The sequence below is a fragment of the Sandaracinaceae bacterium genome (assembly GCA_016706685.1).
In the GTDB taxonomy this organism is placed as follows: Bacteria; Myxococcota_A; Polyangia; order Polyangiales; family Houyiibacteriaceae; genus JADJJE01.
In genome coordinates, this window is record JADJJE010000001.1 from 401,821 (window position 1) to 413,502 (window position 11,682).

Below are 11,682 nucleotides of genomic sequence, written 5' to 3' on the forward strand. Positions count from 1 at the left end.
TCAGCGTGTTCCTGGTGCTTGGTCACGACACTCGTCCCGGCGGTAGACGAACGCGTACACCGTGGGGAGCACGAACAGGGTCAGGAACGTGGCGCTCACCAGGCCTCCGATGACCACCGTGGCGAGCGGCCGCTGCACCTCCGCGCCGGCGCTGGACGAGAGCGCCATGGGAATGAACCCGAGGGCGGCGACCGTGGCGGTCATGGTCACGGCGCGCAGGCGTGACTCGGCGCCCTTCCGGGCCGCCTCGAGTGGACGCGCGCCGGCCGCGCGGAGAGCCTTGATGGTGGTGAGCAGCACGACGCCGTTCAGCACCGAGATCCCGAACAGCGCGATGAAGCCGATGGCGGCGCTGATGGAGAACGGCATGCCGCGCGCCGCGAGCAGGAAGATGCCTCCCACCGCGGCGAAAGGGACGTTGAGGTAGATCAGCAGTGCGGGCTTCAGCTGCCCGAACGCCATGTAGAGCAGGATGAAGATCAGCCCGAGCGCCATGGGCACGGCCACCGCGAGCCGACCCACGGCGGCGCTCAGGTTCTCGAACTGGCCTCCCCAGCGCGTGACGTAGCCCGGCGGCATGGGCACGTCCGCGAGGACCCGTGCTTGGGCTTCGCCCACGAACGACGCAAGGTCTCGTCCGCGCACGTTGGCCTCCACGCTGGTTCGGCGTCGCACTGCTTCACGGCTGACGCTGGCCGGCGAGTCCACCACCTGGATGCTCGCGATCTGCGCGAGGGGCACGAGCGGGCCGCCCTCCCCGCTCACGGGCAGGTGACGAATCTGGTCGATGTCGTCACGCAGGGACTGCGGCACGCGCACCTGGAGTCGGAAGCGACGCTCCCCCTCGTACACCTCGCCCACGCCCCGCCCACCGAGGGCCTCGATGGCGTCGAGGGCATCGCGTACCGAGATGCCGTAGCGGGACGCTGCCGCCCGGTCGATCGTGACGTCGAGCGTGGGCAGACCCGCCAGCTGCTCGCCACGGACATCCGACGCCCCCTGGACCTCGCGGACCACCGCTTGGGTCTGCAGGCTCAAGCGCTCGAGGGTGGCGAGGTCGTCGCCATAGATCGTGATCGCGACGTCGGAGCGCGTGCCACTGATGAGCTCCGCCATGCGCAGCTCGATGGGCTGGCTGAACGAGAAGCCCAGCCCCGGCAGCGCGTCCGTCAGCCGCCGGGACATGCGCTCGACGAGCTCCTCCCGCGTCGCGGCCGTGGTCCACTCGCGCTGCGGACGCAGGATCACGATGGCGTCGGACAGCTCGACACCCATCGGGTCGGTCGCGATCTCGGCGCGGCCCGTCTTCGAGACCACCGTCACCACCTCGGGGAACTCGCGCAAGACGGTCTCGAACCGCGTGGCGCCCCGCACGCTCTCCTCGAGCGAGACGCTGGGGAGGCGCAGCACCTGGATGGCAATGGCGCCCTCGTCCAAGCGCGGCACGAACTCCGCGCCGAGCCGCGAGGCCACCAGCCCCGAGAGCGCCAGCAGCAGCAACGAGACGCCCATCACGACCTTGGGCGCCTTCATGAGCGGCGCCAGCAGCGCCGGGTACACGCGGTGGAGCAGGCGCACCAGGAAGGGTTCGCGCTGCTCGGTGTGCTGCCGCATGAACGTGGCCACCAGCACGGGAACGAACGTGAGTGAGGCGATGAACGCACCCAGCAGCGCGAAGAGCACCGTGATGGCCATGGGCTTGAACATCTTCCCCTCGATGCCCGCGAGCGTGAGGATGGGGATGTAGACGATCACGATGATGGCCTCGCCGAAGGTGGCCGCCTTGCGCACACCCAGCGTGGACTGCAGCACCACCGCAGAGGCCTCCGCATACGTCATGGGGGTGGTGCGACCACGAGCCGCCGCCGCGAGGTACACCACCGCGTTCTCCACGACGATGATCGAACCGTCGACCACGATGCCGAAATCGATCGCGCCGAGGCTCATGAGGTTGCCACTCAAGCCCAGCGCCTTCATCGCGGTGAACGCCACCAGCATGGCGAAGGGGATCGCAGCAGCGACGATGAGCCCCCCGCGGATGCTGCCTAGCAGCAGAAAGAGCACACCGATGACGAAGAGCGCGCCCTCGGCCAGGTTGGTGCCCACCGTGCGGATCGTGCGGTTCACCAGGTCCGAGCGGTCGTAGAAGACATCGATGCGGACGCCCGGCGGAAGCGACGGAGCGATCTGCGCGATGTGCGCCTTCACGTCGTTCACCACTTCGCGACCGTTGGCGCCCACCAACATCATCACGATGCCGGTGACGATCTCGCCACGCCCGTCGCGGGTCACCGCGCCCTGGCGAATGAGCGGGGCCAAATGCACGCGGCCCACGTCGCGCACGCGCACCGGCACCCCGTCGGCGCGCGTCTCGATCAAGACGTCGCCGATCTCGTCGAGGCTCTGGATGCGCCCTTCGCCACGCACCAGCAGCTGCTCACCGGAGCGCGTGAGGTACCCACCGCCGGCGGTGGCGTTGTTGCGCTCGAGCGCCTCGAAGAGGTCGTTCAAGGACACGTTGAGCGCGCGCAGACGCTCCGGGAGCACCTCCACCTCGTACGTCTTGAGCTCGCCCCCGAAGGCGTTGACCTCCACCACCCCGGGCACGGAGCGCAGCTCGTAGGCCACGAACCAGTCCAGCAGCGAGCGCAGCTCCATCGGCGTGTAGCAGGCCTCCGTGTCTTCCGCGCCCTCCTCGCACATGACCTCTGCGCGGACCTCGAACTGGAAGATCTCGCCGAGGCCGGAGCTGAGCGGGCCCATCTCGGGCGACGCGCCGGGGGGCAGCCGCTCGCGCGCCTGGATGAGCCGCTCGGAGATGAGCTGGCGCGCGCGCAGGAGGTCGGTGCCCTCCTCGAACACCACCGTGACTGCGGAGAGACCGAAGCGCGACACGCTGCGGATCTGCTCCACGCCGGGGAGCCCGCTCATGGACGACTCCACCGGGAACGTGATGGTGCGCTCCACGTCCACGGGGCCGAGCGCAGGCACGTTGGTCAACACCTGGACCTGCACGTTGGTGATGTCCGGGACCGCGTCGATGGGAAGCTCGTACGCGCTGCGCGCGCCCACCGCGGCCACGATGACCACGAAGGCGAAGACGAGGAGGCGCCACTCGAGGCAGAACGTGAGGAGCTTCTTCATGGCGGTTCCATCAGTGAGCGTGACCCGCAGAGAGTTCGCCGCTCTCCACCGCGCTCTTCAGGGTGAACGCCCCGCTCACGGCGAGCTCAGCCCCTTCATCGATGCCCGAGCGCACCTCGATGAGGCCGCCCGCGCGCCGACCGAGCGCGACGGGCTGCACCTCGAAGCTGTTGGGTTCGTGGCCCACCAGGAACACCACCGTCTGGCCGTCGAGCGTGGCGATGGCCTCGACGGGCACCACCAGCGGACGCTCGTCGGCGCTGCCTCCCAGCAGCTCGATGCTGCCGAACAGCCCGCTGCGCAGCCGCGCGTCAGGGGTCTCCAACATGACCCGAATGGGCAGCGAGCGCGTGAGCTCGTCCAGCGCGGGGGCCACGTAGGTCACGCTGCCGGACATCACGAGGTCGGGAAAGGCGTGCAGCCGCACCACCGCGGCAGCGCCCGTGGTCACGTGGCTGATCTCCAGCTCGGGGACGTTCCCACGGACGAACACGCGGAGCGGGTCGGTCACGATGAACACCGGCTGCTCGGGCGTGGCTGTCTCGCCCAGCGTCCCGTGCATGGCCACGACCACGCCATCGATGGGCGACGTCAGCGCCAGCTCGCCCGCCCGGCCCGAGCCGAACACCGAGAGCTGCCGCTGGAGTCCTTGGACCTCGGCACGCAGCTCACCCACCTGGGCCTCGGCGCCGATCAGCTCGCGCTGCGCGCCGATGCCCTCGGTCGCGAGCTGCTGCTGGCGGCGCAGCGTGGCCTCCGCGGCCGTGAGCCGGGTTCGAGCCTGGTTGAGGCTGGCGCGGGCCGTGGAGACGTCGATGGAGGCCACGACGCCGAGCACCTGTCCGCGACGCACGCTGTCTCCGAGTGCGACGGACACGGCCGTGATGCGCCCTGGGGCCAGCGGACTCACGTGTGCGGTGCTGCTGGGCTCGAACTGCACCTCGGCCGGGATGGCCACGCCTCCGCGGAGGGCGCGTCGCTCCGCCCGACCGAGGCGAATGCCGGCGCGCTCTTGCGCCTCGGCCGAGACGTGGACCTCGCCCGGGTGCCCAGCCTCACCTTCCCCGTCGTCATCGTGAGCCTCGCCCTCTTCGTCGTCGTGTCGCTCGTGTTCGTCCTGGCCCTCGGGCGTGCCGGCACACCCGGCGTTCCAGGCAACCAGCAGAAGCAGAAGCCAGAGAGGTCGGGTCATGGCGCGCTCCCGTCGTGTTGGTCGTCTGTCCACAGCTCGGCGCCGACCACGCGCTCGAGCCACGCCGACGCAACGAAGAAGTCGAGCTGCGCCGTCAGGGCGTCGCTCTGGATGCGCAGGAAGCGCTCGCGGCCGGTCGACAGCGCGAGGATGTCTATCTCTCCCAGCTCGAACGAGCGACGGAGCAGCGTGAGGTTCTCCTCGAAGCGCGGCAGGATCTCGGTCCCGTAGGCGAGGGCACGCCGTGCCGCCGCGGTGGTCGCGCTGTGCGCCTCGGCGATCTGACCGTCGAGCAAGTCGAGCGTGGCTTGCAGCTCGGCCTCGGCCACGACCACTTCGGCGCGCGCGGCAGCACGTGCCCCCTGGTTGGTCTGGAAGCTGGGGATGGGCACCGAGACCACGCCCATGATGATGTCGAAGGCGCCGGCCCGGGTGGGGCTGCCCTCGCGGTTGTACTGCACGCCGACCGTGGGCCGAGGCCACGCTTCGCGGTCGGCGACGGCCACACGCGCCAGGGTGGCCTGCACGCGGGCGCGACCGGCGACCAGGCTGGGAACGCGCTCACGCGCCAGCGTCTGCAAGGTGGCGAGCGCTGGAGGTTCCCTGGGCGACTCCGCGTGCCCCACAGGCTCCGGCGGGGTGGTCACGGGCCAGCCCGAGAGCTGCGCGAGCCGGATGCACGAAGCCAGGTACACCTGCTCGGCCGCCACGAGTTGCTGCCGCGCCTGCGCCACCTCGGCTTGGGCCAGCCGCAGCGCCAGCGGTGCCGCGGCCCCCGCTGCGATCTGACGCTCGACCACGCGCAAGACCTCGGCCTGGAATTCCACTACGCGCTCGGCGAGCCTCACTCGCTCCCGCTCCACGAGGGCACGGTGAAACGCCGCGTGGACATCGGCGTGCACGAACCAACGCACCTGCTCGATCTCGGCCACGGTCTGCGTGCGGAAGCGCTCTGCCGCCTCGACCCGGCGGCCACGCTCGCCGCCAATCTGGATCTCCTGCATGAGCGACACCTGCACGTCCACGCCGGTGCCCATGTCCCCGAAGCGCGGCCCCACGTAGACCGTGAGCTCCGGGTTCGAGGGCATGCGCGGTGCGGCCGCCGCGTCCGCCGCGTCCGCGCGAGCCTCAGTGCTGCGGGCCGCACGCAAGACCGGCGCGTTGGTGTCGGCGTACTCCAGCAGCTGCTCGAGCGTGACGGGCCCGGAGACGGGCGCGCCGGGAGCTTGCGCCGCCGAGGGGTGCGCACGACCACCGACGAGCGCGAGCAGCAGCAGGACCACCCGACTACTACGTTGGATAGTAGTTCTGCGCGAAGGAGCGAGAGTCGGGGTCAGCATGGGTCCATCACCTCACGAAGTAGTGCAGCACGTGCTCGCTGCCCGCGTGCAGCGTGTCGAGCGCGGTAGAGCCAATCTGGCCCGGGAGGATGGCGGTGAGCGCCGCGAGCAGCAGCACGGTGGGAAGCACCGCAGGGCCCTTCTCACAACAGCGCGAGGGCGGCCGCTCGGAGAACGCCATGAGCATGCGCACCCGGAAGGTGAGCATGACCACGTCGCGCGCCCCGAGGGCGACCAGCTCACGCACGCTCGGACGGGCTGCGCGCAGGATGGCCTCGGCCAGCGGCAGCGGCGACGAGCCACGAATGACGGCCTCTCGGTCGCAGTGCGCCTCGCGGGCGGCGAGCCAGCGCGCCACGTGCGGTGCGAGGAGCAGCTGCCCCACGGGGTTCACGGCCTGGGTGGCGCGCAGAAGCACGTAGCGCAGCGGGTCCAGCGAGCGGACGTGCTCGCTCTCGTGACCCAGGGCGCTCGCCAGCATGTCGTCCGTGAGGCGCGCTGCGAACGCCGAGCCCACGAACACCCGCGGCCGGAAGATGCCGTGCGTGCCGATGGCGAAGTCGGCCGCATCGGTGGCGTGCACCCGGTCGCGCAGGGGCTGCAGCGCCGGGTGAGCCGCGAAGATGTGGTCGAGGCGATCTGCCAGGGCGGCTCGGCCTGCGGGCGACGCGGCGGGCGGCGCAACGTGCTCGCGCAGGGCCGGCGCCGCGAGCAGGCCGGAGAGACCAAACAACGTGAGCAGGAAGAAGGTGGTCTCGGCGCACTCACCCGAGTTGCCGTGGTCCAGCAAACAGACGAGCGCGGAGCCGCCCGACCAGACCTGGTGCAGTCCGGCCGAGAGGAACCAGGCGAGCGGCAAGACGCTAGCGCCCGTGAGCAGCAGGTAGCGGAGGTCGAGGCCGTGCAGCGCACCACCCACGTCGTCGCGCTCGAGCAGCGACAGCACGCCCTTGGCGAGCAGGGAGAAGGCGGGCAACACGCACAGCAGCACGAACGCCGCGCCCAAGATGGGGAACGCCGCCTCGGTCATGAGCCGAGCTCCTCGCGGCGCTGCCGGATGAGCAGCTCGAGCGCGTCGAGGTCTCCTGCGGACGCCTCCGACACCTTGTCGACGAGCATGGCCAACGCCGCGCGCCCTCCCACGGCCTCGTCCAGCACCGTCCAGGCGGTGGCCTCCAGGAACTGCTCGCGCGTGACCTTGGGCGAGTAGAGGTAGCGGCGCCCATCGCGCACCCGGTCCAGCAGGCCCTTGTCATGGAGCCGCGCCACGGTGGTCATGACCGTGGTGTACGCAATCTCGCGCCGCTTCTCGAGCTCGGTGAGCACGTCGCTCACGGCAAACGAAGTGAGCCGCTTGCTCCAGACCACCTCCATGATGACCGCTTCGAGGTCGTGGAGGCGCAGCTCGATGCCACGCTTACCCGGGCGAATACGGAACGACATGCGCAGAGTCCTGCTGGGTGACGACTTACTAGCCATGATAGTAGGTGGCCGCAGAGGGCCAGTCAATGGAGGGCCGGCGGCGCTAGACTGGCGCCGATGCCACCCCCCGATGGACCCGAGAGTCATTGCTACGATGCCGTGGAGCCCCGCGCGTTCACGTGGGACACCTTCTCCCAGCTCGCGGTGCTGCGTTCCCTCGAGGTCGAGTACTCGTATTTCGACTCCAACCCCGCATGCGCGGCGACCTGCATCGTGGGGACTCAATCGTTCGAGGAGTTCCTCTCGCGCGGTGCCGGCACCACGGTGCCGGACGCCGTCCACGCGCAGGTGCGGGACTACCTGCTGTCGCAGCGCACGCCTGGGTCGTCCACCTGGGTCTCGGTGGATTTTGGGTCGCTGGTGGGCCTCGGGGCTCCCTCGGCCGAGCAGCCGTGCGCTGTGTGGTGGGGGTTCTTGGTCGAGGACACCGAAGGGGCACATCCGGGCTTCCCGGGGCCGTCGTACGCAGGCTTCTTCGACGAGCAGCCCGGCGCCGAACGCGGCACGTTGCGGCGCTTGTTGGTCATCCCGGGCGAGCGCACGGTCGTTGCCAACGTGAGCGTGCGATACCCGGTGGCCTCTCCGACGCAGGGCGTCGCGTTCGTCACGCTACGGGCCACGGCGAACGTGCCTGTCACCGCGGGTCAGCACGTGCCCCTGCGCTGCGAAGTGGACCTCGCTGGGCGGTCCGCCACGTTGGTGGACGATGGCGCGAAGGTCGCACGCACCGTGAGCTAGCCCGCCGCGCTCAGCCGTGCAGCATGAAGTAGATCACCACGCCGGTGACCGACACGTAGAGCCAGATGGGGAGCACCACCCGGGCCACGCGCTTGTGGCGCTCGAACTCGCCGCGGTACGCGAACCAGAAGATGGTGAGCGCGCCGGGCACGATGGCCATGGACAACGGGATGTGCGTGCCGAGCACCGCCAGGTACAGGCCGCGCAGCGGGCCCTCGTAGCGCGTGTCGCCGTGCACGGCGTGGTAGAGCACGTAGCCCACCAGGAACACCGCGCTGCAGGCGAAGGCGCTCACCATGAGGCGCTTGTGCAGCTCGCGGCGCCCGCTGCGGATGGCCAGGAAGCCACTGACCAAGAGCACGCTGGCGAGGGCGTTCAGGCCGGCGTTGACGGCGGGCACGAACGAGAGATCCACCTCGAGCCCGGCCACGCCGTTCTGGATCAGCGTGAGCCAGATCAGGAACGCGAAGGCGGCGCTCGAGACGAGCGCGTTGAAGACGTAGAAGCGGCGGTCGGGGCTGAGGCTCATGGCTGCGCGTAGGACGAGAGGGCCAGAAGCGAAGCACGGCCAGGGGGGGAACGCACGCCTCCGTCGGCCTCACCTCAGGGGCAGGGAGACGGGGCTTCGCCCAAGTCCGCCCACTCGATGGGGCCGTCTTCGAGACCCCAGCGTGCGTTGGTGTAGCTCTCGAGGTCGATCAGCGCGTCGGCGCTGCCCTGGTTCTGCGTGCAGCACCCCGAGCAATCCGAGTCGGCGCAGGTGTCGAGCACGTGAACGATCATGCGCCGGTTGCCGCTGCGCAGGCACAGGCGGTGGTGCTCGAGGTTGTTGAAGCCGGGGAACACCGCCGCGATGTCGTGCGCCTCGACCCACGCCTCGGTCTGCTTGCCGTTGCAGCCCGCGAAGAGGCCCTCCCACATGCAGCCGTTGAACTCCACGCACTCTTGGCTACCGGGCTCTGGGTAGGACGTGTAGTTGGTCTTGTTGGCCGTCTGCCACACGAGGCTCGGCGCGTCGCACTCGTCCAGATTGCCCGCGTCCCCCATGGTCTCGGGCGCATCGCCGCCCTGGTCACGGGGCCCTGGGCCGCTGTCGGTCGCGTTCGGGCCGTAGTCGGTCCGGTCCCGGCTGCTGTCCATCGAGGCATCGTCCGGAGACCCGGGACCCGACGAGCAAGCGGCAACCCCGACGCCGAGAAGCAACAGCACAGAGAGCGGGAGAGCCGGCGTGCCGCGTGCGGGGCGAGTGGGCATATGCCTCGCAGGGTAGCGCGCCTCCGGGCGCGGTGACCACCGCCCAGTCCTGCCCCGACAGGAGGAGGACCGCCTCCGTCGCTAGCGCAGCTTCAGCAACGCGTCGCGCACGGCGTCCAGCACGCCGGGCACCTCATCCACGTGGTTGTGGAAGTGCGGCGAGAACCGCAGCACACCATCTGGGATGGCGCACGCCACACCACGCGCCGAGAGGGCCGCTTGGAGACGCACCGGGTCCACTCCCGCCGGCGGGAGCGCGGACAGCAGCGTGGAGCGACGCTCGGGTTCAGGGGCCCGCAGCGAGCCGAAGCCCAGCGGCGCCAGCGCCGGCTCGAGCGCGTCCAGGTAGGCGTTCACGTGCGCATGAATCGCCGCGACGCCCAGCTGCTCGGCCGGCACGATGCCCACGCCCAGCGCCTCGTAGCCCAGCACGTTCTGGGTGCCCGGCTCGAACACCTCGGCGTCGGTGCGCAGTGGCGCGTCGTAGTTCAGATGTCCGGGACCGCGCAGCAAGAAGTCCACCGCGTGTTCGTGCCCGAGCCAGCCCGCCAGGTGCGGTGTAAGCGTGGCCATGCGCTCGCGGCGCACGTACAGCAGACCCGCACCCTCGGCGCCCAGCAGCCACTTGTGCCCGCCCGAGGCCAGGTAGTCGAAGCCCATGTCCACGTGCAGCGGCGAGGCGCCGAGGCCCTGGATGGCGTCCACGAAGAGCTCGGCGCCGCGGGACCTGCAGCGCTGCGCCATGGCCTCGAGCGGCATACGGAGCCCGCTGCGGAACTGCACCGCGCTGACGGCCACGAGGCGCACCCCGCGCGCGAGAGCGGAGTCCAGCGCGGTGAGCCCCTGGTCGTCGCTCGCGTCGAAGTCCGCCAAGTCGAGCCACACCAGCTCGAGCCCGTGCTGCTTGGCCACGAGCTGCCACGGCGTGGTGTTCGCCGGGAACTCGCCGCGGAACAGCACCACCCTGTCGCCGGGCGTCCACGCGATGGACTGCGCCACCGTGATGACGCCTGCCGTGGTGTTGGGCACGAAGGCCAGCTCGTCCGGGCCCGCACCGAGCAACGCCGCGAGCCTACCGCGCAGCGCCTGGCGCCGCGCGAGCGTGGCGCCGAAGCCACCGATCCCCTCGGCCGCATACGCGTCCATGCAAGCCAGCACGGCGGCGCGCACGGGACCCGCGTGCGGCGCCACGGCCGCGTGGTTCAGGTAGGCGAACGGCCGCAGCGCGTCGAACCAGCCCTCACGCGAGCCGAGGCGCGGTGGTGGGAGCAAGGTCGCGGGCGCGGCGCTCAATGCAGCTCACTCCTCCATGGGCGCGAGCTCGTCGCCACCCAGGATGAAGAACGCCTCGCCGTAGATCTTGAGCAGCTCGAGGGCCTTGTCCATGTCCTCGTAGGTGTGGCCGCGCGTCACGTTGAGGCGCAGGCGCTCCTCGCCCTTCTTCACGCCGGGGTACGTGATGGGCACCATCATCACGCCGCTCTCCATCATGGCCACGTGCGTGAACAGCGCCTTGCGCTCGTCGCGGCACATGACCGGCATGATGTGCGTGTTGCTCAGCCCCAGGTCGAACCCGAGCCCGGTCAGGTTCTTGCGCATGTAGTCGGCCTTGGTGTGCAGCTCGGACACCAGCTCTTCGCCGTGGTCCTCGAGCATGTCCAAGATGGTGGCCGCGGCCGCCACGATGGGCACCGGCAGCGACGCGCTGAACAGGAACGAGCGCGCGTTGTGCTTCACGTGGTCCACCACGTCGCGGGGCCCCAGCAGGATGCCGCCGATGCCGCCGAACGTCTTGCTGAACGTGCTGACGATGACGGGCAGCTGCGGGCGCAGGTCGTACTTCTCGAAGATGCCGCGCCCGCCCTTGCCGAGCGTGCCCGTGCCGTGCGCGTCATCGCACACGATGACCGTGTTCTCGAACTCGCCGGCCGCTTTGCAGAGCTCCTCGATGGTGGCCTCGTCGCCGTCCAGCGAGTAGATGCCCTCGAGCAGCACCATGGCGTTCTTGCGCTCGCGAGAGCCCAGGATGCGGCGCAGCGAGCGCGCGCTGTTGTGGTTGAAGAAGCGCACCTCCGGCGCGATGCGCGGGGTGCCCGCCGCCATGAACGTGCCATCCAAGATGCAGGCGTGGCTGAGGTTGTCGAGCACCAGCGTGGTGTCTTGATCCGCGAGCGCGGCGATGGTGCCCACCATGGCTTGGTAGCCCGTGGTGAAGAGCAGGCAGCTCTCGTAGCCGTACCAAGCGGCCAGGCGCTCCTCGAGCTCGACGTGCGCCGTGGTGGTGGCCTGAACGCGGCTGCTGCTGAGCCCGCAGCTGAAGCGCTTCACGGCCTCGATGCTGGCTTCCTTCACCTTCGGATGCGTGGTCAGGCCCAGGTAGTCGTTGGAGCTGAAGTTGACGATGGGCTGCCCGTTGATGCTGCTGTGCAGCCCGCCCGACTCGAAGGGCTTGAAGTAGGGATAGACCTGCTTCTCCTTCGCCTCACGGATTCGCGCCAGCTCTCTGTACGACTTCTCGATGATCCAGCTCAT

General features: G+C 70.0%; 9 protein-coding genes and 1 pseudogene. 1 reads left to right on the top strand and 9 read right to left on the bottom strand.

The window, feature by feature from the left end; genetic code table 11:
* The 5 genes from IPI43_01725 to IPI43_01745 all read right to left on the bottom strand — a co-directional run bounded on the left by IPI43_01725 (position 1) and on the right by IPI43_01745 (position 7,119).
* Positions 1–3,144 (bottom strand): efflux RND transporter permease subunit, encoded by a 3,144-nt coding sequence (locus tag IPI43_01725; GenBank protein MBK7772847.1) that lies wholly within the window; start codon positions 3,142–3,144, stop codon positions 1–3.
* Positions 3,145–3,154: 10 nt separating this feature from the next.
* Positions 3,155–4,336: an efflux RND transporter periplasmic adaptor subunit gene (locus tag IPI43_01730; GenBank protein ID MBK7772848.1), complete on the bottom strand. Its 1,182-nt coding sequence runs from the start codon at positions 4,334–4,336 to the stop codon at positions 3,155–3,157.
* On the bottom strand, positions 4,333–5,619 hold the full coding sequence (locus IPI43_01735; protein MBK7772849.1) for a TolC family protein: 1,287 nt from the start codon (positions 5,617–5,619) through the stop codon (positions 4,333–4,335). Before IPI43_01735 ends, IPI43_01730 begins: the two co-directional genes overlap by 4 nt.
* A gap of 64 nt (positions 5,620–5,683) precedes the next feature.
* Positions 5,684–6,706: a hypothetical protein gene (locus IPI43_01740; GenBank protein MBK7772850.1), complete on the bottom strand. Its 1,023-nt coding sequence runs from the start codon at positions 6,704–6,706 to the stop codon at positions 5,684–5,686.
* Positions 6,703–7,119 (bottom strand): BlaI/MecI/CopY family transcriptional regulator, encoded by a 417-nt coding sequence (locus tag IPI43_01745; GenBank protein MBK7772851.1) that lies wholly within the window; start codon positions 7,117–7,119, stop codon positions 6,703–6,705. The genes IPI43_01740 and IPI43_01745 overlap by 4 nt, the downstream gene beginning before the upstream one ends.
* A gap of 96 nt (positions 7,120–7,215) precedes the next feature.
* Between IPI43_01745 and IPI43_01750 the strand changes: the two genes are divergently transcribed.
* Positions 7,216–7,896: a hypothetical protein gene (locus tag IPI43_01750; protein ID MBK7772852.1), complete on the top strand. Its 681-nt coding sequence runs from the start codon at positions 7,216–7,218 to the stop codon at positions 7,894–7,896.
* A 10-nt stretch (positions 7,897–7,906) separates the two neighbouring features.
* Here the strand turns inward: IPI43_01750 and IPI43_01755 are convergent, their stop codons facing one another.
* From IPI43_01755 to IPI43_01770, 4 genes and pseudogenes are all read right to left on the bottom strand, one after another.
* A complete protein-coding gene (locus IPI43_01755; GenBank protein MBK7772853.1) occupies positions 7,907–8,425 on the bottom strand; it encodes a DUF420 domain-containing protein in 519 nt (172 codons plus the stop codon).
* 74 nt (positions 8,426–8,499) lie between these two features.
* A pseudogene (locus IPI43_01760) lies at positions 8,500–8,916 on the bottom strand (hypothetical protein).
* A 315-nt stretch (positions 8,917–9,231) separates the two neighbouring features.
* The gene (locus tag IPI43_01765) at positions 9,232–10,443 is read right to left on the bottom strand and encodes an aminotransferase class V-fold PLP-dependent enzyme (GenBank protein ID MBK7772854.1); all 1,212 of its coding nucleotides are present in this window, start codon (positions 10,441–10,443) and stop codon (positions 9,232–9,234) included.
* Between the two features lie 6 nt (positions 10,444–10,449).
* Positions 10,450–11,682: a pyridoxal phosphate-dependent aminotransferase family protein gene (locus IPI43_01770; GenBank protein MBK7772855.1), complete on the bottom strand. Its 1,233-nt coding sequence runs from the start codon at positions 11,680–11,682 to the stop codon at positions 10,450–10,452.